The organism is Rhodopseudomonas palustris, from assembly GCF_003031265.1.
Classification (GTDB): Bacteria; Pseudomonadota; Alphaproteobacteria; order Rhizobiales; family Xanthobacteraceae; genus Rhodopseudomonas; species Rhodopseudomonas palustris_H.
Genome location: NZ_CP019966.1, coordinates 4733633 through 4755636, shown reverse-complemented (window position 1 = coordinate 4755636; position 22004 = coordinate 4733633). Strand labels below are relative to the sequence as shown.

Genomic DNA, 22004 nt, shown 5'->3' with positions numbered 1-22004 from the left:
AAAATCTCTGCGGTTTTGGCAAGTTGGCCGGACCGGCGCAAGCCTCCGCTGCGCCTTGGCGCGAGGGCCACCGGCGGTGACCGCTGTTCAGAATCTGCGTTTGAAATTCGAGCCGGTGCTGACCCGGATGTTTCATCTGTACTGGCGGTTCGCCCGCGGCATGACGCTGGGCGCGCGCGGCGTGGTGCTCGACCCGCAGGACCGGGTGTTCCTGATCCAGCACTCTTATGTCGGCGGCTGGCATCTGCCGGGCGGCGGAGTCGAGGTCGGCGAGAGCTTCGTCGATGCGCTCACCCGCGAGCTGATGGAGGAGGGCCGCATCGCGCTGACCGGGGCGCCGGCGCTGCACGGCATCTTCTTCAACAGCCACGTCTCGCCGCGCGACCATGTTGCCGTCTATGTGGTGCGTCAATACCAACAAGATCGGCCGCCGGAGCCGAACCACGAGATCATCGCCAGCGGCTTCTTCGCCGCCGACGCGCTGCCGGCCGAAACGACGCCGGGGACCCGGCTGCGGATCGCCGAAGTGCTCGAGGGCCGGCCGCCGATCGCGACTTGGCGGTAAAATCGCCAAAGCGCTGGGCGTCGGCCCCAACTTGACCATCCGGGTTCCCTCGTGTTGCTGGTTACGCGCGACCACAGAGATGGCCCATTTCCTGACTATCGGTGCGGCCGAAGCATTTTGCGCTGGGATCGCGGGGCGCCGGAGACGGTGGAGCCCAAGTGGACGATTCGTCCCGATTCCACGCCCGTCCGTTCAAGAGGAGCGATTTTGACGTCATCTGCACGCGCGTTGTTTCGAGCCCTGATCCTCGTCGCGACCATGACCCTTGTGGTCGCGAGTTCTGCCTTCGCCCAGATCCCCGGCACCAACGGCAATGGTGCGGCACCCGCGCAACCCGCGGCGCCGACCGACCCGCTTGGCCGTGAGACGCCGGCCGGCATGGTGGCAGGCTTCATCGCCGCCGCCGCCGAGCAGAACTACGAACGCGCCGCGATGTATCTCGACCTCAGCCAGGAAAAAGACGCCTGGGGCCCGAGCGTCGCGCAGCAGCTTCAGCGCATCCTCGATCGCGGCGGCGTGGTGTATTCGCGGCTGCGGCTGAGCACCGAACCGCAGGGCGACCAGGACGACAGTCTGCCGCCCGAGCAAGAGAAGTTCGGCATGGTGCGCACCGACCACGGCACGGTCGACCTGATCGCGCAGCGCGTCGAGGGCAAGGACGGCGTCAAGATCTGGCTGGTCTCCGCCCGCACGGTGGCCGAACTGCCCGAGCTGTCGCGCACGGTGGTGTCGAGCTCGGTCGATAAGCTGCTGCCCTATGCGCTGCGCGACGAATACCGCTTCGCCGGTGTGCCGATCGGCCACTGGATCGCGGTGGTCGTGCTCGCGTTCGTGTGCTTCGGCGCGGTCTGGCTGATCACCGGCGCAATCGGATTCATCATCCTCAAGTTGCGTCGCTCGACCGGCGACTCGCGGATCAGGCGTGTGCTGGAAGCCTCGGCGCTACCGGTGCGGCTGTTGCTGACCGCCTGGGCGCTGCGGATCGCGATGTCACTCGCCGGCGTCGCCATCGTGGCGCGGCAGCATTTGTCCGGCGCCATCGAACTGCTCGGCTGGGTCGCGCTGTCGTGGATCATTTGGCGTGTCGTGGATTCGCTGGCGGCGTTCGCGATCGATCGCATGACGTTGCGCGGCCGGCTGTCGATGCTGTCGGCGGTCACCTTCATCCGCCGCAGCGTCAAGTTCGTCATCATCGCGTTTGCGATCATCGTCGGCTTCAACGCCCTCGGCTACAACGTCACCGCCGGCCTCGCCGCCCTCGGTATCGGCGGTATCGCGATCGCTCTGGGCGCGCAGAAGACCATCGAACATCTGGTCGGCAGCCTGACGCTGGTCACCGACCAGCCGATGCGGGTCGGCGATTTCTGCAAGTTCGGCGACACCTCCGGCACCATCGAAGACATCGGGATGCGCTCGACCCGCATCCGCACCCTCGATCGCACCGTGGTGACGGTGCCGAACGGCGCGCTGGCGGCGCTGCAGATCGAGAATTTCAGCCGCCGCGACAAGTTCTGGTTTCATCCGATTCTGGAGCTGCGTTACGAGACCTCCTCCGAGCAGATCCGGACGCTGCTGGCTTCGCTGCGGGAGATGCTGCTCGACCATCCGGACGTCGACAACGACCCGGCCCGGGTGCGGCTCATCGGGCTGGCGCCGGCCGCCCTCAAGGTCGAGATCTTTGCCTATGTGCATGCGGTGGACGGCGACACCTTCCTGGAAGTGCAGGAAGATCTGATGCTGAAAATCCTGGAGCTGGTCGAAGCGGCCGGTACGGGCTTTGCCGCCGGCTCGCAGACCGTCTATGTGGCGCGCGCCAAGGGCGCCGCCCAACGCTCGTCCGGAGATGAAGATGCGCCGTCCGGTGGCTCGGACGGTGCCAAGGTGAGGGGCGGCATCCCCGAGCGGCTCTAGCCTAGCAATGGACCTGATGCGGAGGCGGTGCTATCTCGCCTCCGCCATGTCCGATCTGAAACTCACCATTCTGCCCGAATCCCCGAACGACGCGCAGGCCATCGAGCGGCTGCACGAGCGCACCTTCGGGCCCGGCCGCTTCGTGCTCAGCGCCTATCGGCTGCGCGAGCATGTCGATCATCTCCCGGAGCTGTCGTTCACCGCCTGGATCGGCACGCTGCTGGTCGGCTCGGTGCGGCAGTTGCCGATCCTGGTCGGCGACACGCCGGCGCTGCTGCTCGGTCCGCTGACGGTGGAGCCGCCGTTCCGCTCGCGCGGCGTCGGCCGGCTGCTGCTCGACCGCGCCATCTCGGATGCGCGCGCGCAGGGCCACAAGCTGATCGTGCTGGTCGGCGACGAGCCGTATTACAGCCGGGTCGGCTTCAAGCGGATTCCGAAAGGCCGCGTCACCATGCCCGGCCCGGTCGATGCGGCTCGCCTCTTGGTGCTCGAACTCGCCGAAGGCGCGTTCGAAGGCGTCGGCGGCGCGATCCGCCCGGATTGGAGCAAGGCGCGCTGACGCGCCTTGCTGTGGGACGGCTTCAGAACTTCTGCGCCAGGCCGACATAGAAGCCGCGCCGCGGACCGTATTGCGGCGCGAACACGCCGATCCCCGAGCCGTCGCGGATTTCGTACACGCTGTCGAACAGGTTGACGACGTCGAACCGCACCGTGGTCGGCTTGGTGGCGCTCACCAGATGGAAGTCGTGCGACACGCCGAGATTGACCTGGGTGTAGGACGGCAGCGAGCCGATATTGGCGAAGCCGGAGCGAAGTCCGCTGCCGTAGATCATCGACGCGCTGAAATTGGTGTCGTGCCAGCGATACGATGCGCCGGCCGAAGCGGTCACCAGCTGGGCATGGTCGGTGTAGATGTAGTTGCTGGCGATGTAGGCGAGCTCGTCCGGATCGAACAGATACTGGTTGGAGACGACCTTGGTGGCGATCTGCCGGGCCAGCGCCAGATTGCCGTAGATCCGAAAGTTGCCGCTGGTGTACGCGCCCTTGAACTCGATGCCGACATTCTCGGCGCGGTCGTAGTTGAACGCCGACAGCACATAGGCGGCGCCGAACTGGCCGTCGTCGAGCAGATCGCGCGCGGTCTTGTAGTAGGTGTCGATGCCGACTTCGAGGCCGGGCAGCAGCTTCTGCGTGACGCCGACATCGAACACGTTCGAGCGTTCAGGCAGCACCGGGCTGCTCGCGTTGACGGCGGGCTGCTGCGTGGTGTTCTGCACCAGCGCCAGATTGGTGGGCGCCGCCAGCACCTGTACGGGCGGTGTGAAGTTGCGTGAATAGCCGGCGTGGAACGTGGTGTCCTCGAACGGCTTCCAGGTCAGGCTGATGCGCGGGCTGAGCTGGTTGGCGCTCGTGTATTCGTTCATCTGGTCGAACCGCAAGCCGGAGTTCAGCGTCACCGTGTTGGTGACCCGCCATTCGTCCTGCAGATAGGTGCTGAACAGCCAGCCGAGCTTGCTGCTGGAGTCGACGACGCCGAACGGCGCGTCCAGCGGATTGCCGCTGTCGTCGAGCGGCAGCACCACCGAGGAGTTGGTCACGCGGCTTTGCTCGGCGGTGACCTGGAAGCCTCCGCGCAGCGTATGTGCGTCGCTGAGCCGGTACGAGCCGTCGGCCTGGATGCCGCTGGCGACGCTCTTGCGATAGACGTCCGAGGCGACGCCGTTGAACACCAGATCGCCGATCGTGTCGGGCGTGAAGTGCAGCGTGCTATAGCGCGAGAACGCCGATAGCTGCAGGTCGAAGCCATTGATCGACTTCTGCAGCGCCAGAACGCCGAAGCCGTTGCGCTCGCGCTGGGTTTCGTTGAGCCGCGCCGAGTCGAAGTTCGATACGCCGAACGCCGTGAAGCCCGGCGTCTGGCCCGGGTTGTTGGGGATCTGGTAGTTGTTGGCCGAGCCGCCCCCGATGAAGGTCAGCCGCGTCGTGTCGTCGATCACGGTCGACAGATACGCGAATCCTCTACCCTGCTGGGAATCGTCGTGGATCGCGTTCGGCGACGAGGTCGGGTTTTCCAGCCCAAGGCCTGTTCCGAAGTAACGGCCGGAGACGAAGTACTGGGTGTTGCCGGCCGTGCCGCCATATTCGACGCTCGGCGTGATGGTCTGGCGGCTGCCGCCATAGACGCTGACGGTACCGCTGTTGTTGAAGGCGTCGGTGCGCGTGGTGATATCGACGACCCCGGCGGTCCGCAGGCCGTATTGCGCCGGCAGCGCGCCGGTGAGCAGGGTCAGTCGCCCGACCAGCGAGGTGTCGAGCATCTGGCCGAAGCCGCTGACGCCGTCGGGCAACGCGATGCCGTTGATGCGGTACTGCACATTGGCGTGCTCGTTGCGGACATGCAGATCGCCGCTCGCGGCGGAGTCCTGCGACACGCCCGGCGCCTGCAGCAGCACCTTGTCGAGCGTCGCATTGGCGCCTTGCGGCAGTGCCAGGATGGCCTCGTGATTGACGTCGAAGGCGCTGGCGCCATTCGGCGCGAAGATCGCCTGCCGCGCAGCATCGAAGCCCGCATGTTTGGCCGCGACGGCTTGTGCCGCGGTTTGCGGCGGCGTTTGGTTGTCGTGCTGCGGCGAGGCGGTCGCCGTTCCGCGCCGCGCCCGGGCCGCGGTTTGAGTCTTCGGACGCCGAGCCGGGTGGGGCGCACGCTGCGGCTGGATCACGTCGATTTCCGGAAGCGGTGTCGCACCGCGACTGGCCGGCGCCGCGCTCTGGGCCAGACCGGGTGAACTCAGAGCGGCTAACAGCAGCGTGGCTGAGCTCGACGCCGCAAGGCCGCGTTTGATGTGACAAAGCATGTGGGTCTCCTCGAAGCCATGCGGGCGCGGGCGACGCTGATCGTCGCCGCTGGGTCCGGGCGATGGCTTGCCGTCGATGGTCGACGGGCTTGGCTGACATCGAGATCGCGCGGCATGGCGCGATCTCCGGCTCACAGGGATCGATGTCAGCAGGCGGGAGGAGCGCGGGGATCGAAGGCGGTGCGGATGCCGCCGGACCGGATCAGGACGAGATCCGGGACGCGGTGCACGAGCGTGGTGGCCTGCCGCAGCGGCAACGAGGGCGGCGATGCCTCGAGCATCGCATCCGCCATCGCCATCACGGCGCAGACCGTACAACCGTCGGCATCGTCGTCGGACTGAGGATCGCCGTCGGGCGTGGCCGGATCGGCGGCCGTGAGCGCGAGTACGACCGACTGGGTGACGATCTGGTGGAAGTGACCGAACGCCACGACGAAGTGCAGCGCCAGCGCAACCAGCGCCAGCCGCGTTCCCAGTCGGATATGCGTCCGCACCCAGTTCATGGTTTCATCCGAGCCCGGTGACGTGTTTTTCGCGCGCGCCGGCAATTGATCTCGTTCGTCATTCCGGGGCGCGAGCGAAGCTCGCGAACCCGGAATCTCGATGGGGAGACGGGAGCGTTCCCACAACTTCTGGATTCTGGGTTCGCTCACTTCGTGAGCGCCCCGGAATGACGTCGTTGGCTCAGAACTTCAGGTTCGCGAACGCCCGTACGCCGATGCCGGGCATCAGCACGTTGTCCTTGCTGTAGGACGTCGCGATCCGGATGTTTTCGTTGAGCAGATTGTTGCCGACAATGCCGACCAGCATCTCGCGCGCGCCCCAGGCGTTGGGGTCGAGCTTGGTCCGGTAGCTGACTTCGGCCTTCAGCAGGTTGTAGCCGGGCGTCGTCGTTTCGGCGATCGGCGCCACGTCGTTCTGCGCGAAGGCGTGCAGCAGGTTGACCTTCATCAGCCAGTTGGCGTCGCGCCAGAACAGGCCGCCGCCGACCCGCATCGGCGGAATTCGCGGCACGTTGGTGCCGTCCGCGAAGGTCGCCCGCACGATGTCGAACTGGTTCTCGATGCCGAAGGTGCCGCCATAGAGCTGGGCGACGTCGATCTGGCTCTGGAATTCGCCGCCCTTGAAGGTGGCGTCACGCTGCGAGTAGATCGCCTGGTTCAATTCCAGCGTGCCTGTGCCTGGATCGACGCAGGAGGCGTCGTCGCAAGTGTTGCCGGTCAGCCGCCGATAGATGAAGCCGCTGAACTGCGTGTAGTAGGCGGTGATCTCGAACCGGAACGGTCCGGTGGCGCGGCGCAGCCCGACCTCGACCGACTTGGCGGTTTCGATCTTCAGGTTGGGATTGCCGATGTCGAAGGTGGCGGTGGCGTCGTGGCCGCCGCGCGAGAACAGTTCGGCCGGCTTCGGCGCGCGCTCGACATATTGCCCGGTGATGCTCGCCGACAGATCCCACGGCAGCGCCTGGATCAGGCCGACGCTGAAGCTCTTCGGCGTGAACGACAGGTTGCGCTGGGTGGCGGGGCCGATCGCGCTCGGATCGGTGTTGAGGTCGAAGATCTCCGGCACGAACGCCGGCGTGGTGCCGGACAGCTCGACATGCTCGATGCGGCCGGCGACCTGCGCCTTGGTGGTGTTGGTGAACTGCAGCTCGTTGAAGACGTAGCCGGCCGCCTTGGTGTTCTTGTTCGGATCGAACAGACCGTTCAGCGGGCTGCCCGGATCGTCCGGGCTCGGCGCCGTCAGTTCCTGATGGCTGGCCTGAATGCCGACCGCGGTGGTGATCGCCGCGAAGCCGGCGTTGAACGGCGCGAGCTGCACCTCGAGCCGGCCTTCCTGCTCACGATTGGTGAAGGTCTGGCGCACGCCGTCGGTGGTCGGATCGCCGGCCGTGGCCTGACCGACTTCGTTGTGCTTGTAGTCGGTGGCGCCGACCCAGAACCGGATCGCGTCGATCGCGGCCGCATCCGGGCGATACTCGCCCTTGGCATTGAACTTGGTCTGCTTGGCGTCGATCCGGGTGCCGACCTGCGAACCTTCGACACCGGGGATGTGATACAGCGAATTGTTCTGGGTGATCGACGCGCCGATGAAGCCGCCGTCGAACAGATACGAGCCGCCGACCGAGGCGCCCGCGGCAGTCGCGGCGGAGTTCGGCTGACGACCGTTGAACGGCATGCCGGGCGCCGCATACGGATAGCTCGGCACGTTGTAGTCGCCGGCATTGCGGCCATAGACGTCGGTATGGACCGCGACGTTGTTGCCGCCGGCATCGAGCAGCACCGCGCCTTCGACGCCGCGATCGACCGAGCTGACGGCGCTGCGGACTTCGCCGTTCATGCAGCCGGCGCCGCCGAACAGCGTCGGCGGCTTCGCCAGCCCATAGCTCTGGAACGGCTGCGCGCAGGGCGGCAGCGCGTCGGGAATCCGGTTGTTGGTGGCGCTGACGACGCCGCCGATCGCGGTCGAGCCGTAGCGCAGCGTGGCCGGGCCGCGGATCACTTCGACCTGATTGGTGGAGAGCGGATCGACCGGCACGAAGTGGTCTTCGCCGAGGTCGGACGCGCCGTTGCTGCCGGTGCCGTTCTCGATGATGCTGACACGGTTGACGTCGAGGCCGCGGATGATCGGGCGGCTGGCGCCGCCGGGCGCGTATTGCGAGGCGCTGATGCCGGGTTTGTTGCCGAGCAGGTCGCCGAGCGTGCCGCCGCCGCTGCGGCGGATTTCTTCGTTCGGCACCACCGTGACGGTGGCGAACTGGTCGGTGACGATCGGCAGGATGCCGGGCTGCGGCGCCGGGGTGGCCTGGGCGACGGGCGGCGTCTCGGCGGGTGCGGGGCCGCGCTGCCTTGCCGGAGCCGCGACGCGCGTCGCCGGACGCGGCTTCGCTTCGGTGTGGTGGCGGCGCTGAATCGGGCTCGGCGCTGTGACGGTGACTTCGGGGAGGGCGGTTTGGGCGCGCGCTGCCGGCGCGCCGGTGCTGCACACGGCGAGCGTTGCGGTGCCGAGCAGCAGCCCGGTCTTGAGGCGAGATGACATGGTTCTGTCCTGACTGCCGGCTCGCAGCGGAGCCGGGATCTGCGGCGACGCAGATCGATCACGTTGGTCCGCGCGCCGCCGGTGATCGGCTCGGCGCGGCATTCACAAGGGATCGGCGGTCAGGACAAAGGGGGGCCGCGCGGCTGAAAGCCGGCGGGCGGTGACGACAATTCGGCGTCGTCGAGGACGGCGAGGCGGTAGTGGAAGGAATGCGCCTGCTGCGGCGGCAGCGCCGGCGGCATCGCGGTCAGCGCCAGGCTCGCCATCGAGACGACTGCGCAGATCGCGCAGAGGTCGGCGCCGGGATGGTGGTGGTCGGTATCAGGTTCGGCTGGGCCATTGGCCGAGTCAGCCTGGGCGATCTGCAGCGCAGGCGGTTCGAAGCCGTGGAAGTGGCCGAACGCGGCGGCGAACTGCAGGGCGAGCGCGATCAACGCCAGCCGCGCGCCCCACCGGATGTTCGTCCGCACCCAATCCATGCCGCCCCAGCCTCTCACGGTGCCGGCGTCGTCCCCCGCCACGCAACGTTACAATGTAACATTGCGGCAAGCGCCTCCGCTGTCAACGGAGGTACCGATGAAGGTCGGCGGGTGTGACTTTTACGCCAGCTTCCGGGGTCGTCACTTCGACTTCGGCAACAGCGCCTTCAGCTTGTCCATGTCGGCGATGTTCATCTTGATCCCGCCGGGCATCACGATGTCGCCGGGCTTCTGGCCGTCCTTGCAGGGGCCGAGCCACTTCGCATCGAGCGTCGTGGCGGACTCCTTGGGAACGCCGGGCAGCGGGTTCTCGTTCTGCGATGTCACCTTGACCGTGTAGGCCGAATTGAAGTCACCGGTGATCTCAGCGTGCGAGGTCGTGGTCATTCCAGCGACCTTGCACACCGAATCGTTGGTGTAGCCGGTCGCGGTCTTCTGGATCGTCGGCGCTGAGCAGGCTTCGGTGGCCAGCGGCTGCACCGCCGCGTTCATCTTTTTGTCGATGGTCTCGTCGGTGCAGTGCTGGATCGCGACGTTCTGCCCGGAGCCGGAGCCCTGCATCTTCAGCTCCCACAGTCCCGGCTTGCGGGTCGGCAGGTCGATCGCCTGCGCCGCCGTCACTGGCGCGGCGAGCAGCAAGGAAAGCAGCCAGATGCGAGACAGATGGCGACGGCTCATCGCTGCGGCTCCGATCAGTATTTGGTGCGCAGCGGCCGCTCGTCGGCGCCATACGGCACCCAGCGGCACGCGAACGAGATGTAGCCGCCGTAATTGGCCTGCACGCCGAGCAGCTTCACCACCTTGCCGTAGCGGGCGCAGTGATCGACCGCCATGGCGCGGACGTCGGCGTGGCCGATCAGGCTGGTGGAGATGATTCCGCCGGTATCATTGCCCTTGAACGGCGGCACATAATCGGCGCGCGCCGCCGTGCTTGCCAGCACCGCACCCAGAACGGCCAAGCCGGCAGCCCCCATCAATCGCATCGTGATCTCCCTCTGTCGCTGCGTTCGAGTCTAGAACGCCGCCATGAGAATGGAAAGAACACGCCCCGCGTTCCGCGTGGGGTTCTGCCGAGGTGTGGCCGGCCCGCACTTGACCTTGGCATGGCTTCGCGGCACCGTCCGCCGCATCGAATTCCGGTGGATGAGCCATGCGATTCATTTCGACGTTGAAAACGCCCGTCGCCGCGGTCGCGGCCCTGCTTGGCCTGTTCGCGCTGGCACCCACCGCTCAGGCGGCCAATCCGCTGGAGATGAACTTCTGGCTGTCGGGTCCGCGCTATGACGGCAATCTGCCGCCGTGCGAAGCGGCGCTGCCGTCGATCACCCACCAGTTCGCCGAGAAGGAAGGCACCTTCTGGAATTCGGATCTGCGCATCACTGCGTATGCGAAGGTCCGCGACGTCGCGTTCCGCCCCTGGCAGAGCGACAACATTCCGCGCCGCTTCTGTGCCGCCGACGCGCTGCTGAACGACGGCAAGACCCGTCCGGTGTATTTCTCGGTGATCGAGGATGGCGGTCTTGCCGGCTTCACCGACGGCGTCGAGTTCTGCGTCGTCGGCGTCGACCGCAATTGGGCGTTCAATCCGGCCTGCAAGGCCGCCAAGCCCTGAGCGGCGCGCCGCGCTGAACCACGGCGCTATCGACCATTTGCGTTCTTGAAACGTTCCTGAGTCCTGGTAGGCTTTTCGCACTTCCAGCAGCAGGACCCTGTGACATGCTTGGATTTCTACGTCGACGACGGTCGCTGATCGCCGCCTGCGCGGTGGTGGGGGCTCTGTTCACCTCGGCCGGAGCCGAGGCGCAGGATCGCCGCCAGAATGCGCCCGGCGCGTTCGATTTCTACGTGCTGGCGCTGTCGTGGTCGCCGTCTTATTGCGAGCAGGCGTCCGAACGCGGCCTCAGCGGCCGCTCACAGCAGCTGCAGTGCGGCGGCCGTCCGTTCGCCTTCGTGGTCCACGGGCTGTGGCCGCAATACGAGCGCGGCTTTCCGGAATATTGCGAGCGTCCGGCGCCGCGGCTCGACCGCCGCATCGTCGACTCGATGCTCGACCTGATGCCGGCGCCGGGGCTGATCTATAACGAGTGGGACAAGCACGGCACCTGCGCAGGGCTGTCGCAGCGCGGCTATTTCGAGCAGATCCGCAAGGCCCGCGCCGCGGTCCGGATTCCGCCCGACTTCATCGACGCCAAGGAGCCGCGCACCGTCACCGCCGACGAGGTCGAGGCCGCCTTCATCAAGGTCAATCCGGGTCTGTCGAATTCGGCGATTGCGGTGATGTGCGACCGCAAGCGGCTCAGCGAGGTGCGGATCTGCATGAGCAAGGATCTGCAATTCCGGGCCTGCGAGGAAATCGACCGCCGCGCCTGCCGCCGCGACCAGCTCGAAGTCCCGCCGCTGCGCGGCGGCTGAGCCCTCGGCACCTCGCTTCAGACCTTCCCGAAGGTGTCCCAGGCCGCACGATGGCTTGACACCGCGCGCGGCTCCGCGTCACGGTCCGGGTCCCTCCTGAACGCGATGAACTGAATCCCAAATGACAGGCTTTGCCGTAATCCGCGACGATACGCCGACGGCCGTGATCCCCAAGGGCGCGGTGGTGGCGATGGGCAATTTCGACGGCGTCCACCGCGGCCATCGTGCCGTGATTGGCGCCTGCCTCGACATGGCGCGGATCAAGAAGGCGCCGGCCCTGGCGGTGACGTTCGAGCCGCACCCGCGCAAGTTCTTCAGCCCCGACGTCCCCCAATTTCGGCTCACCGACGAGACCGCCAAGCTGCGGCTGCTCGCGGGCACCGGGCTCGACGGCGCGGTGATCCTCAGCTTCGACGCGCGGCGGGCTTCGACCACGGCGCACGACTTCATCCAGCACGAGCTGATTGGCCGGCTCGGCGTGCAGGGCATCGCGATCGGCTACGATTTCCACTTCGGCAAGGGCCGTGGCGGCTCGCCGTCGATGCTGGTCGCCGAAGCGCCGTCGCTCGGGATCGAAGTCGACGTCCAACCGCATGTCGATTTCGGTGACCATCCGGTGTCGTCGAGCGCCATCCGCAAATGCCTGGAGGAGGGCCACATCGCTGCCGCCACCGAGATGCTGGGCGGGCCATGGTTCGTCACCGGCGAGGTGATCCATGGCGACAAGCGCGGCCGCGACCTCGGCTATCCGACCGCCAATATCAGGCTCGATCCGGAGTGCAGCCTGAAGCACGGCATCTATGCGGTGCGGGTCGGCCGCGGCGGTAAGCACTATGATGCAGTGGCGAATTTTGGCCGCCGCCCGACCTTCGACAACGGCGCGCCGCTGCTCGAAGTGTTCGTGTTCGATTTCAACGAACCGCTGTACGGCGAAACGCTCGACGTCGCCTTCATCGCCTTCATCCGCGACGAGGAGAAGTTCGAGAGCATCGAGGCGCTGATCCGGCAGATGGACGACGATTCCGCCCGCGCCCGCGCGGCGCTCGCCGCCGACCACGGCGCGTTCCCCAAGCTCGGCACGCTGCGATGAACCGGACCGAGAAGGAGAAGATGCTGGCGGGCGAGCTGTATCGTCCCGGCAGCCCGGAGCTCGCCGCCGACGAGGCCGCCAACAAGGCCTGGATCGTCCGCTACAACGCCTCGGGCGCGCTGCCGGCGGCGGAGCGGCACGTGCTGCTGTCCGAGCATTTCGGCCATGTCGGCAAGAGCGCGGTGGTGCGGCCACCGTTCTTCTGCGACTGCGGCTACAACATCTTCCTCGGCGACAACGTCTTTCTGAATTTCAACTGCGTGATCCTGGACATCATGCCGGTCCGGATCGGCGACCGCACCCAGATCGGTCCGGCGGTGCAGATCTACGCCGCCGACCACCCGCGCGACGCCGCCACCCGCCGCGAGGGCCTGGAATTCGGCCGCCCGGTGACGATCGGCAACGACGTCTGGATCGGGGGTGGTGCCATCATCCTGCCCGGCATCAGCATCGGCGACGGTGCCGTGATCGGGGCCGGCAGCGTCGTGACCCGCGATGTCGCCCCCCATTCGATCGTCGGCGGCAACCCGGCCAAGCCGCTGGGGAAGGGCTGACAGCTCCCTATCCACCGATCAGCCGCGGATCGAACGGTGCGCGGACAACCTCGGCGATCGCGATTGGGCTGCATCGGGATGCGCTGGATTGAGCAAAAAGTTGTCGGCCTGCGGCACGATCGCAGACGGCACACGAAGCAACGGGCTCGTCCCGTGATCGAGCCAATTGTCGCCAACCTGGCGGCTCACCTCGAGCCGATTGGCCCAATCCAATGGCAGATCATTCGGCGCGATAACGTTCGCTTCGAGGTCGTTCGCAACCGCAATGCGCAGCATGGTAGGTCGCGGGCAGAAACTCGCGGTCCATGTGGACCAGCATCTCGAGCACTGCGCTCGATGGATGGTCGGCAAGATAGACGATCCGCCGCCCGCGGCTGTGCCAGCGACCGCTGGCCCTAAGTCCACCTGTCCCGGTCAGATCCGCATAGTTCGAGATCCGCCAGAGCTCCATGACGAGGGGCTCAAGCAAAGATTCCGTGGTCGATCTGCTCCAGTTGTTCACGAACCACTGCAGCCCCGAGTTCGTCACGCAGCAGGTCGAGCGGACGCTGTCCGTTCAAACCCCGGTTCGGGTGGTTGAGCCAGGCCTCTGCCTTGGCCGGATCGGCAAAGACTCGATCTGCCAGCGCGCGGATTTCCAGCGTTCGGATCGGGGTGGCGGCAGAGTCGGTGGAGCCCCGAAGGGCCAGTCGGGCGTCATCCAGCAATTCGTCGAGGGGGCGGTTGTCTCCCTCGCGGCGAAGCCTCTTCAATTCTTCAAAGACTTCCGAAGGTGGCCTGACAGACATGGAATTCCTCCATCGATCAATAGATTAGTCTTTTGGAGGTCGACCGCAACCGGCACCTTGCCGGCGAGCCGCAATCGGCGCATCTCGGGGTAAATTCGATTGCCCGGCCAGTTCAATCGGGTTTCCGAAGCCCCGCAAAACCGCTATTCACGCCGCCATGACCGACACGCCCGCAAAAGACGCCGCCCAGGGCGGCAACGATTATTCCAAAACCCTCTTCCTGCCGCAGACGGAATTTCCGATGCGCGCCGGACTGCCGCAGCGCGAGCCGGAGCTGCTGAAGCGCTGGGAGGAGATGGACCTCTACGGCAAGCTGCGCGAAAGCGCCCGGGGCCGCGCCAAATTCGTGCTGCACGACGGCCCGCCCTACGCCAACGGCAACATCCATATCGGGCATGCGCTGAACAAGATCCTCAAGGACGTCGTGACCAAGAGCCAGCAGATGCTCGGGTTCGACTCCAACTACGTGCCCGGCTGGGACTGCCACGGCCTGCCGATCGAGTGGAAGATCGAGGAAGAGAACTACCGCTCCAAGGGTAAGCCGAAGCCGAACTTCAAGGACTCCGCGGCGATCATCGCGTTCCGCAAGGAGTGCCGCGCCTACGCCACCAAATGGCTGAATGTGCAGCGCGAGGAGTTCAAGCGGCTCGGCGTGATCGGCGATTGGGATCATCCCTACGCCACGATGAACTACTTCGCCGAGGCGCAGATCGCCCGCGAGCTGATGAAGTTCGCCGCCAACGGCACGCTGTATCGCGGCTCCAAGCCGGTGATGTGGAGCGTGGTCGAAAAGACCGCGCTGGCCGAGGCCGAGGTCGAGTACGAGGACTACACCTCGGATACGGTGTGGGTGAAGTTTCCGGTCAAGACCGGCGATGCGGCGACCAAGAACGCCAGCATCGTGATCTGGACCACCACGCCGTGGACCCTGCCGGGCAACCGCGCGATCAGCTTCTCGTCGAAGATCGCCTATGGTCTCTACAAGGTCACCGATGCGCCGGCTGATAACTGGGCCAAGACCGGCGACCTCCTGATCCTGGCGGACGCGCTCGCCGAGAGCGTATTCAAGCAGGCTCGCGTCGCGGCGTACGAGAAGGTCTCGGACATCGGCGCCGACGTGCTGAAGGCGAGCGAGTGCTCCCATCCGCTGCAGGGCCTCGACGGCGGCTATGAGTTCATCGTGCCGCTGCTCGATGGCGAACACGTCACCGAGGACACCGGCACCGGCTTCGTCCACACCGCGCCGGGCCACGGCCGCGAGGACTTCGATATCTGGATGCACAACGCCCGCGCTCTGGAAGCGCGGGGCATCTCGTCGACCATCCCTTACACCGTCGACGAGAACGGCGCGCTCACCGAGCAGGCGCCGGGCTTCACCGGCAAGCGGGTGATCAACGACAAGGGCGAGAAGGGCGACGCCAACGAGGCGGTGATCCAGGCGCTGATCGCGCGCGGCGCGCTGCTGGCGCGCGGCAAGCTGAAGCATCAGTACCCGCATTCGTGGCGCTCGAAGAAGCCGGTGATCTTCCGCAACACGCCGCAATGGTTCATCGCGATGGACAAGGACATCGTCGATGATGGTTCGGCCAAGCCCGGTGATACGCTGCGCGCCCGCGCCCTGCAGGCGATCTCCGTCACCCAATGGGTGCCGCCGGCCGGCCAGAACCGCATCAACGGCATGATCTCCGGCCGTCCCGACTGGGTGATCTCGCGGCAGCGCGCCTGGGGCGTGCCGATCGCGGTGTTCATCAAGGACAGAGGCGACGGTTCGGTCGACATCCTGCAGGACGAGGTCGTCAACCAGCGCATTGCCGAAGCCTTCATGCAGGAAGGCGCCGACGCCTGGTACGCCGAAGGCGCGGCTGAGCGCTTCCTGGGCGATCGCGCCGCGGAAGGCTGGCGCAAGGTCGACGACATTCTCGACGTCTGGTTCGACTCCGGTTCGACCCATGCGTTCGTGCTGGAAGATGCGCAGAACTTCCCCGGCCTCGCCGGCATCCGCCGCAAGGTCGACGGCGGCGCCGATACGGTGATGTATCTGGAAGGCAGCGATCAGCATCGCGGCTGGTTCCATTCGTCGCTGCTCGAGAGCTGTGGCACCCGCGGCCGCGCGCCCTACGACGTCGTGCTGACCCATGGCTTCACGCTCGATGAGCAGGGTCGCAAGATGTCGAAGTCGCTCGGCAACACCACCGATCCGGCCAAGGTGATCGCGTCCTCCGGCGCCGACATCCTGCGGCTGTGGGTGTGCGCCACCGACTACGCCGACGATCAGCGTATCGGCCCCGAGATTCTCAAGAACGTGGTCGAGACCTATCGCAAGCTGCGCAACTCGATCCGCTGGATGCTCGGCACGCTGCATCACTTCAAGCGTGACGAAGCGGTGGCGTTCGCCGACATGCCGGAGCTGGAGCGGCTGATGTTGCATCAGCTCGCCGAGCAGAGCGCGACGGTGCGCGCCGCCTATGCGGAGTTCGACTACAAGACAGTGGTGGCGTCGCTTGCGGCGTTCATGAACACCGAGCTGTCGGCGTTCTATTTCGACATCCGCAAGGACACGCTGTACTGCGACCCGCCGTCGTCGCTGGCCCGCAAGGCGGCGCTGACCACGATCGATATCATCTGCGACGCGATCCTGAAGTGGCTGGCGCCGGTGCTGTCGTTCACCGCCGAGGAAGCGTGGGGCATGTACCGGCCCGACGCCGAGCCGAGCGTGCACCTGACGCTGTTCCCGCTCGACCTCGGCGAATATCGCGACGAGGCGCTGGAGAAGAAGTGGCGGGTGATCCGTGCGATCCGCAAGGTCGTCACCGGTGCGTTGGAAGTCGAGCGCGCCGCCAAGCGGATCGGCTCGTCGCTCGAAGCCTCGCCAATGATCTATCTGCCGGAAGCCTTCATGGGCGATCTGTTCGACGTCGACTGGGCGGAGATCTGCATCACTTCGAACGCGATGGTCGAGATCCTGCGCGGCAACGACACCCCGCCGGCCGATGCGTTCCGGCTGCCGGAGCTCGCCGATGTCGGCGTGGTGATCGAGCGGGCGCAGGGCACCAAGTGCGCCCGGTCGTGGAAGATCCTGTCGAGCGTCGGCTCGGATGCCGAGTATCCAGACGTCTCCCCCCGCGACGCCCAGGCGCTGCGGGAGTGGAAGGCGCTGGGCGGCTCGGCGTCTTGAGCGGCGTGACACGCGCACCGGCCCCTCATGGTGAGGAGCGCGCCCTCGGGCGCGCGTCTCGAACCATGAGGTGGCGTGGCCCTCATCCTTCGAGACGCGGCGAAGACGCCGCTCCTCAGGATGAGGGGGCCGTGCCGGTGGTTCCTTCGCCGTCATCGCCGAGCATGACGACGCCTCGTTTTGGGGTGGGCGCCGCATCATGACCCCCGTCCGCCTCGGCGTTCTCGCCGCGATCGTCGCGCTGGCGCTCGACCAAGCCAGCAAGCTGTGGCTGCTGCACGGGTTCGAGCTGGCGCGGAAGGGCGTGGTGCAGGTGCTGCCGTTCTTCGATCTGGTGCTGGCCTGGAACACCGGGATTTCCTACGGCTGGTTCTCCGGCCAGGGGCCGACCGGGCAGATGCTGATGCTGGCGTTCAAAGTGGTGGCCGTGGTGGCGCTGGCGATCTGGATGGCGCGCTCCACCACCAGGCTTGCGACCATCGGTCTCGGTCTGATCATCGGCGGGGCTATCGGCAATGCGATCGACCGGCTGGCCTATGGCGCGGTGGTCGATTTTGCCCTGCTTCACGCCGAAATCGGCGGCAAAACCTACAACTGGTACGTGTTCAACGTCGCCGACGTGGCGATTGTTGTCGGGGTGGCAGCCCTGCTGTATGACTCCCTGATAGGGCTACCCGCCGCAAAAGCGCCCTGATCCCGGCCGATACCGACCGCGCGGAATTGGGCCTGCTTCCGGGTTGCGGCCCGATCGCAAGACGTGAATAGGATCAACGCCATGCGCCAGACCGACAGCCGCCTTCCGAAGACGGAAACGTCCACCGCCGCGCTGCTCCGCACCGCCCGGGTCGCCGCCGTTGCCCTCGGGGTCGGCATGGTGCTGACGGTCGGAATCGCCCGCGCCCAGGACCAGGAAGAGGCGGACGACTCCACCTTCGAGGAAAAGATCATCAAGGGCCTGATGTCCGGCATCGGCGCCACCAACATGGACAATTCCGGCATCAATTATCGCGAGCGCTCGCCGCTGGTGGTGCCGCCGAAGCTCGAATTGCCGCCGCCGGAAACCGCCGCGGCCGCCGCGCCGGCGCCGAACTGGCCGAAGGACGCCGACCTGCAGCGCCGCAAGGAAATCAAAGCGGCCGAAGCCAAGGCCAAGCCGAATCCGTGGGAATCGGCCCAGCCGCTGACGCCGTCGCAGCTCAAATCGGTCCGCGCCGACGCCGCCAAGGGCGGCAACGATCCGATGCAGCCCGGCAACCAGCAGAACAATCCGATGTTGAGCCCCTCGCAGCTCGGCTTCAACGGCTCGTTGTGGGGCGTGCTCGGCGGCGGCAGCAAGACCGAAACCGCGACCTTCACCGGCGAGCCGACCCGCGAGAACCTGACCCAGCCGCCGTCCGGCTACCAAACGCCGTCGCCGAACTTCGCCTACGGCACCGGGCCTAAGGAAGCGCTCGGCAGCAAGCGGATGGACATCATGTCGGGCAAAGAAACCAGCAATTGAGCCTGGTTGCCGTCCGTCCTCGTTCATCACGGCTCGCCGCGTCGCGCGGCATTCCCATCTCTCGTTCCCTCGAACAGCGTGCGCGTCAGCGCCGCTGCCGACGGCTTGCGCCTTGTTCTTCGGACAGGCGCTCGGCCTGATCCGTCCTCCAGCCTGGATGATGCCTGATATGACCGCATCCGCCGCTCCGCGCCGCCGCCCGCTCGCCGCGCTCGCCGTCCTTGCCGCCGTGGTGGTCGGGACGCCTGCCGCCGCGCAGACCGTCACCGCCGCGCCGCCGGCGACCTTCACGCTGCAGAACGGCCTTCGGGTGGTGGTGATTCCGGATCACCGCACGCCCGTGGTGACGCAGATGATCTGGTACAAGGTCGGCTCCGCCGATGAGACGCCCGGCAAATCGGGATTGGCGCATTTCCTCGAACATCTGATGTTCAAGGGCACCGAGAAGCATCCGGCCGGCGAGTTCTCGCAGACCGTGCTGAAGATCGGCGGCAACGAGAATGCGTTCACCTCCTACGACTTCACCGGCTACTTCCAGCGCGTGCCGAAGTCCCACCTTGAACAGATGATGGCGTTCGAGGCCGACCGCATGACCGGCCTGGTGCTGAAGGACGAGAACGTGCTGCCGGAGCGCGACGTCGTGCTCGAAGAGTACAACATGCGGGTCGCCAACGATCCGGATGCGCGGCTCACCGAGCAGATCATGGCGGCGCTGTATCTCAACCATCCCTACGGCCGCCCGGTGATCGGCTGGCATCAGGAGATCGCCAAGCTCGATCGCGAGGATGCCTTGGCGTTCTATCGCCGGTTCTACGCGCCCAACAACGCCACGCTGGTGATCGCCGGCGACATCGAGGCCGATGAGGTTCGCCCGCTGGCCGAGCGGATCTACGGGGCGATCCCGGCGCAGCCGGCGATCCCGCCGCAGCGCATCCGCCCGCAGGAGCCGACACCGGCGGGGCCGCGCACGGTGACGCTCGCTGATCCGCGCGTCGAACAGCCGGCGGTGCGGCGCTATTATTTGGTGCCGTCGGCCCATACCGGCGCCAAGGGCGATAGCGCTGCGCTGGAAGTGCTGGCGCAACTGCTCGGCCACGGCAGTAATTCGTATTTGTACCGCGCACTGGTGATCGACAATCCGCTGGCGATCACGGTGGGGGCCAACTACCAGGGCAATGCGCTCGACGACAGCTACTTCATCGTCGCCGGCACGCCGAAGCCGGGTGTCGATTTTGCAGCGATCGAGAAGAAGATCGACGAGGTGATCGCCGATGTCGTCGCCAACCCGGTTCGCTCCGAGGACCTGGAGCGCGTCAAGACCCAGCTGATCGCCGCCGCGGTCTATGCGCAGGACAATCAGGCGACGCTGGCGCGCTGGTACGGCCAGGCGCTGACCACCGGCCTCAGCGTCCAGGACGTGCAGAGCTGGCCCGACCGCATCCGTGCCGTCACCTCCGACGACGTCCGCGCCGCCGCCAAGCAGTGGCTCGACCGCAACCGCTCGGCGACCGGCTATCTGGTCACCGGACCCGCCGCCAAGCAGGAGGAGAAGCGCTCGTGAGCATCGATCTGTTGTCGTCGCGGCGCCTGACCGCTGCTCTCGTCGTGACCCGCGCCGGCTTTGCCAAGCAATTCGCGCTCGCCGCCTGCGTCGGGCTTGTCGTCGCTTTGTCCGCGGTGCCGTCTCATGCGGCCGCCAAGATCCAGCGGCTGGTGACGCCCGGCGGTCTGGTTGCGTGGTTCGTGCAGGATGCCACCGTGCCGCTGATCTCGATGGAGTATTCGTTCGACGGCGGCGCCAGCCAGGATCCGGCCGACAAGCCGGGCGTCGGCCACATGGTCGCCAACCTACTCGACGAAGGCTCCGGCGACATGGACTCGGCGACGTTCCATGAGCGGCTGGACCGCCGCGCCATCCAACTGTCCTACTCGGTGACCCGCGATTACTTCCGCGGCTCGCTGCGGATGCTGAAGGACGACCGCAACGAAGCGTTCGGTCTGTTGCACACCTCGATGACCCAGGCGCGGTTCGAGCCGAAGGACGTCGAGCGGATTCGCGCGCAGCTGTTGTCGACGCTGCGCCGCCAGGCGCTCGATCCGAGCAACCTCGCCAGCCGCAAGTTTCTCGAAGTGGCGTTCGGCGATCACCCCTATGGCCGGCCGTCGACCGGCACGCCGGAAAGCCTGCCCAAGGTCACGATCGAGGACATGAAGGGTTATGTCGGCCGGGTGCTGGCGAAGGACACGCTGAAGATCGCGGTGGTCGGCGACGTCGATGCCGCCACGCTGGCCAAGCTGCTCGACGACACCTTCGGCAGCCTGCCGGCCAAGGCGCAGCTGACGCCGGTGCCGGCCGTCGCCGCCGCCAAGCCGCCGCAGCGGACCAACGTCACGCTCGACGTGCCGCAGACCGTGGTGATGTTCGGCGGACCGGGCATCAAGCGCGACGATCCGGATTTCATGGCCGCCTATGTGGTCAATCACATCCTCGGCGGCGGTTCGCTGTCGTCGCGTCTGTATCGCGAAGTGCGCGAGAAGCGCGGGCTCGCCTATTCGATCTACGAGCAATTGCTGTGGATGCAGCATTCGGCGCTGTTCATCGGCTCGACCGGCACCCGCGCCGACCGCGCCACCGAGACGATCGACGCCATCACCGCAGAGGTGAAGCGGATCGGCGAGCAGGGGCCGAGCGAGCAGGAGCTCGCCGAGGCGAAGTCCTACATCAACGGCTCGCAGATGCTGTCGCTCGACACCTCGGCCAAGCTGGCGCAGGCGCTGCTGCAGTATCAGAACGACGGCCTGCCGATCGACTACATCGACAAGCGCAGCGAAGTGGTCAACGCGGTGACGCTGGCAGATGCCAAGCGCGTCGCGCAGCGGCTGTGGTCGAACGGTCTGCTCACCGTGGTGGTCGGCCGCCAGCCCCAGGCTGCAGCCCAACCGGCCGTCAAACCCGCCGGCGCCCCGCCTGCGCCGCGGGCGAATTAGCACCACGCTCAGACTAGCATTACCGCGACCTCTCCCCGAGCACGACTGAACCTCTCCCCGCAGGCGGGGGGAGGGCGCAAGCGGCTCGACCGTGCTAAACAGCAGGCCGCCGTGCGGTCCGCGCGGCATCAACCGCTTTGGTGCCCCATGCTGCGGATCAGCCGCAACCTCGTGATCGAGGACGACGACATCGAGATCAGCTTCATCCGCGCCTCTGGGCCGGGCGGGCAGAACGTCAACAAGCTGTCGACCGCGGCTCAGCTCCGGTTCGACACCGCCAAGATCGCGTTGCCGGAAGATGCCGCCGCGCGGCTGGTCGGGCTCGCCGGCCAGCGCATGACCAAGGACGGCGTCATCGTCATCCGCGCCGACCGCTTCCGCACCCAGGAGCGCAACCGGGCAGATGCGCTGGAGCGGCTCGAAGAATTGCTGAAGGCTTCGCTGGTCCGCCCGATCCCGCGCCGCGCCACCAGGCCGACGCTCGGCTCGAAGAAGCGCCGCCTCGAAGGCAAGAAGCGCCGCGGCGACATCAAGGCCGGGCGAAGCGGCAAGAGCTTCGATGATTGATCTGGTGCCGCCACGTCGTCATTGCGAGGAGCGAAGCGACGAAGCAATCCAGGAGCCATGTGCACGGAGCTGGATTGCTT

22 protein-coding genes are annotated in these 22004 nt (G+C 66.6%); 13 read left to right on the top strand and 9 right to left on the bottom strand.

Features of this window, described 5'->3' with window-relative positions; all coding sequences use genetic code 11:
- The first annotated feature begins 76 nt into the window (after nt 1-76).
- The 3 genes from RPPS3_RS22075 to RPPS3_RS22065 all read left to right on the top strand — a co-directional run bounded on the left by RPPS3_RS22075 (nt 77) and on the right by RPPS3_RS22065 (nt 3035).
- On the top strand, nt 77-565 hold the full coding sequence (locus RPPS3_RS22075) for an NUDIX domain-containing protein (RefSeq protein ID WP_107345962.1): 489 nt from the start codon (nt 77-79) through the stop codon (nt 563-565).
- Between the two features lie 207 nt (nt 566-772).
- A complete protein-coding gene (locus RPPS3_RS22070) occupies nt 773-2476 on the top strand; it encodes a mechanosensitive ion channel family protein (RefSeq protein WP_107345961.1) in 1704 nt (567 codons plus the stop codon).
- Nucleotides 2477-2522: 46 nt separating this feature from the next.
- The gene (locus RPPS3_RS22065; protein WP_104512931.1) at nt 2523-3035 is read left to right on the top strand and encodes a GNAT family N-acetyltransferase; all 513 of its coding nucleotides are present in this window, start codon (nt 2523-2525) and stop codon (nt 3033-3035) included.
- Between the two features lie 22 nt (nt 3036-3057).
- On the opposite strand, the gene RPPS3_RS22060 is transcribed toward RPPS3_RS22065, so the two are convergent.
- From RPPS3_RS22060 to RPPS3_RS22035, 6 genes are all read right to left on the bottom strand, one after another.
- Nucleotides 3058-5331: a TonB-dependent receptor gene (locus RPPS3_RS22060; RefSeq protein WP_107345960.1), complete on the bottom strand. Its 2274-nt coding sequence runs from the start codon at nt 5329-5331 to the stop codon at nt 3058-3060.
- A 146-nt stretch (nt 5332-5477) separates the two neighbouring features.
- Nucleotides 5478-5834, bottom strand: coding sequence for a hypothetical protein (locus RPPS3_RS22055; protein WP_107346733.1), 357 nt, complete (start codon nt 5832-5834; stop codon nt 5478-5480).
- A gap of 181 nt (nt 5835-6015) precedes the next feature.
- Entirely contained in the window at nt 6016-8370 is a 2355-nt protein-coding gene (locus RPPS3_RS22050) for a TonB-dependent receptor (RefSeq protein WP_107345959.1), read from the bottom strand.
- A 119-nt stretch (nt 8371-8489) separates the two neighbouring features.
- A complete protein-coding gene (locus RPPS3_RS22045; RefSeq protein WP_234820027.1) occupies nt 8490-8891 on the bottom strand; it encodes a hypothetical protein in 402 nt (133 codons plus the stop codon).
- A gap of 99 nt (nt 8892-8990) precedes the next feature.
- A complete protein-coding gene (locus RPPS3_RS22040) occupies nt 8991-9527 on the bottom strand; it encodes a DUF3617 domain-containing protein (RefSeq protein ID WP_107345958.1) in 537 nt (178 codons plus the stop codon).
- A 14-nt stretch (nt 9528-9541) separates the two neighbouring features.
- The gene (locus tag RPPS3_RS22035) at nt 9542-9832 is read right to left on the bottom strand and encodes a hypothetical protein (protein WP_107345957.1); all 291 of its coding nucleotides are present in this window, start codon (nt 9830-9832) and stop codon (nt 9542-9544) included.
- A gap of 167 nt (nt 9833-9999) precedes the next feature.
- Between RPPS3_RS22035 and RPPS3_RS22030 the strand changes: the two genes are divergently transcribed.
- From RPPS3_RS22030 to RPPS3_RS22015, 4 genes are all read left to right on the top strand, one after another.
- The gene (locus tag RPPS3_RS22030) at nt 10000-10461 is read left to right on the top strand and encodes a hypothetical protein (protein ID WP_107345956.1); all 462 of its coding nucleotides are present in this window, start codon (nt 10000-10002) and stop codon (nt 10459-10461) included.
- A 104-nt stretch (nt 10462-10565) separates the two neighbouring features.
- Nucleotides 10566-11261 (top strand): ribonuclease T2 family protein, encoded by a 696-nt coding sequence (locus RPPS3_RS22025; RefSeq protein ID WP_107345955.1) that lies wholly within the window; start codon nt 10566-10568, stop codon nt 11259-11261.
- Between the two features lie 121 nt (nt 11262-11382).
- Entirely contained in the window at nt 11383-12351 is a 969-nt protein-coding gene (locus RPPS3_RS22020) for a bifunctional riboflavin kinase/FAD synthetase (protein ID WP_107345954.1), read from the top strand.
- Nucleotides 12348-12905, top strand: coding sequence for a sugar O-acetyltransferase (locus RPPS3_RS22015; RefSeq protein WP_107345953.1), 558 nt, complete (start codon nt 12348-12350; stop codon nt 12903-12905). The genes RPPS3_RS22020 and RPPS3_RS22015 overlap by 4 nt, the downstream gene beginning before the upstream one ends.
- 18 nt (nt 12906-12923) lie before the next feature.
- Here the strand turns inward: RPPS3_RS22015 and RPPS3_RS24795 are convergent, their stop codons facing one another.
- The 3 genes from RPPS3_RS24795 to RPPS3_RS22005 are packed head-to-tail and all read right to left on the bottom strand — an operon-like array spanning nt 12924 to nt 13693.
- Nucleotides 12924-13181 carry an RES family NAD+ phosphorylase gene (locus RPPS3_RS24795; protein WP_234820026.1) on the bottom strand — a complete coding sequence of 86 codons (258 nt, stop codon included), beginning with the start codon at nt 13179-13181 and terminating at the stop codon, nt 12924-12926.
- Nucleotides 13126-13356, bottom strand: a complete 231-nt coding sequence (locus RPPS3_RS24790) for an RES family NAD+ phosphorylase (RefSeq protein ID WP_234820025.1) — start codon at nt 13354-13356, stop codon at nt 13126-13128. Before RPPS3_RS24790 ends, RPPS3_RS24795 begins: the two co-directional genes overlap by 56 nt.
- Before the next feature lie 10 nt (nt 13357-13366).
- Nucleotides 13367-13693, bottom strand: coding sequence for an MbcA/ParS/Xre antitoxin family protein (locus tag RPPS3_RS22005; RefSeq protein ID WP_107345952.1), 327 nt, complete (start codon nt 13691-13693; stop codon nt 13367-13369).
- Nucleotides 13694-13850: 157 nt separating this feature from the next.
- Here RPPS3_RS22005 and ileS point away from each other — a divergent pair, with 157 nt between their 5' ends.
- From ileS to arfB, 6 genes are all read left to right on the top strand, one after another.
- On the top strand, nt 13851-16868 hold the full coding sequence (gene ileS, locus RPPS3_RS22000) for an isoleucine--tRNA ligase (protein ID WP_107345951.1): 3018 nt from the start codon (nt 13851-13853) through the stop codon (nt 16866-16868).
- 199 nt (nt 16869-17067) lie between these two features.
- Nucleotides 17068-17562 (top strand): signal peptidase II, encoded by a 495-nt coding sequence (lspA, locus tag RPPS3_RS21995; protein ID WP_107345950.1) that lies wholly within the window; start codon nt 17068-17070, stop codon nt 17560-17562.
- An 81-nt stretch (nt 17563-17643) separates the two neighbouring features.
- Nucleotides 17644-18369 (top strand): hypothetical protein, encoded by a 726-nt coding sequence (locus RPPS3_RS21990; protein WP_107345949.1) that lies wholly within the window; start codon nt 17644-17646, stop codon nt 18367-18369.
- A gap of 169 nt (nt 18370-18538) precedes the next feature.
- On the top strand, nt 18539-19930 hold the full coding sequence (locus RPPS3_RS21985) for a M16 family metallopeptidase (protein ID WP_107345948.1): 1392 nt from the start codon (nt 18539-18541) through the stop codon (nt 19928-19930).
- Nucleotides 19927-21357 carry a M16 family metallopeptidase gene (locus RPPS3_RS21980; protein ID WP_107345947.1) on the top strand — a complete coding sequence of 477 codons (1431 nt, stop codon included), beginning with the start codon at nt 19927-19929 and terminating at the stop codon, nt 21355-21357. The genes RPPS3_RS21985 and RPPS3_RS21980 overlap by 4 nt, the downstream gene beginning before the upstream one ends.
- Before the next feature lie 147 nt (nt 21358-21504).
- The gene (gene arfB / locus RPPS3_RS21975; protein WP_107345946.1) at nt 21505-21924 is read left to right on the top strand and encodes an alternative ribosome rescue aminoacyl-tRNA hydrolase ArfB; all 420 of its coding nucleotides are present in this window, start codon (nt 21505-21507) and stop codon (nt 21922-21924) included.
- Nucleotides 21925-22004: the final 80 nt, after the last annotated feature.

Excerpts from the sequence above, each read along its gene's own strand:
- RPPS3_RS22060 (WP_107345960.1), bottom strand. The coding sequence starts at position 5,331 with ATGCTTTGTCACATCAAACGCGGCCTTGCGGCGTCGAGCTCAGCCACG.
- RPPS3_RS22050 (WP_107345959.1), bottom strand. The coding sequence starts at position 8,370 with ATGTCATCTCGCCTCAAGACCGGGCTGCTGCTCGGCACCGCAACGCTC.
- RPPS3_RS22035 (WP_107345957.1), bottom strand. The coding sequence starts at position 9,832 with ATGCGATTGATGGGGGCTGCCGGCTTGGCCGTTCTGGGTGCGGTGCTG.
- RPPS3_RS21990 (WP_107345949.1), top strand. The coding sequence starts at position 17,644 with ATGCGCCAGACCGACAGCCGCCTTCCGAAGACGGAAACGTCCACCGCC.
- RPPS3_RS22020 (WP_107345954.1), top strand. The coding sequence starts at position 11,383 with ATGACAGGCTTTGCCGTAATCCGCGACGATACGCCGACGGCCGTGATC.
- RPPS3_RS22005 (WP_107345952.1), bottom strand. The coding sequence starts at position 13,693 with ATGTCTGTCAGGCCACCTTCGGAAGTCTTTGAAGAATTGAAGAGGCTT.
- RPPS3_RS24795 (WP_234820026.1), bottom strand. The coding sequence starts at position 13,181 with ATGCTGCGCATTGCGGTTGCGAACGACCTCGAAGCGAACGTTATCGCG.
- RPPS3_RS24790 (WP_234820025.1), bottom strand. The coding sequence starts at position 13,356 with ATGGAGCTCTGGCGGATCTCGAACTATGCGGATCTGACCGGGACAGGT.
- RPPS3_RS21985 (WP_107345948.1), top strand. The coding sequence starts at position 18,539 with ATGACCGCATCCGCCGCTCCGCGCCGCCGCCCGCTCGCCGCGCTCGCC.
- ileS (WP_107345951.1), top strand. The coding sequence starts at position 13,851 with ATGACCGACACGCCCGCAAAAGACGCCGCCCAGGGCGGCAACGATTAT.
- RPPS3_RS22065 (WP_104512931.1), top strand. The coding sequence starts at position 2,523 with ATGTCCGATCTGAAACTCACCATTCTGCCCGAATCCCCGAACGACGCG.
- arfB (WP_107345946.1), top strand. The coding sequence starts at position 21,505 with ATGCTGCGGATCAGCCGCAACCTCGTGATCGAGGACGACGACATCGAG.
- RPPS3_RS22015 (WP_107345953.1), top strand. The coding sequence starts at position 12,348 with ATGAACCGGACCGAGAAGGAGAAGATGCTGGCGGGCGAGCTGTATCGT.
- RPPS3_RS22055 (WP_107346733.1), bottom strand. The coding sequence starts at position 5,834 with ATGAACTGGGTGCGGACGCATATCCGACTGGGAACGCGGCTGGCGCTG.
- RPPS3_RS22030 (WP_107345956.1), top strand. The coding sequence starts at position 10,000 with ATGCGATTCATTTCGACGTTGAAAACGCCCGTCGCCGCGGTCGCGGCC.
- RPPS3_RS22025 (WP_107345955.1), top strand. The coding sequence starts at position 10,566 with ATGCTTGGATTTCTACGTCGACGACGGTCGCTGATCGCCGCCTGCGCG.
- lspA (WP_107345950.1), top strand. The coding sequence starts at position 17,068 with ATGACCCCCGTCCGCCTCGGCGTTCTCGCCGCGATCGTCGCGCTGGCG.
- RPPS3_RS22040 (WP_107345958.1), bottom strand. The coding sequence starts at position 9,527 with ATGAGCCGTCGCCATCTGTCTCGCATCTGGCTGCTTTCCTTGCTGCTC.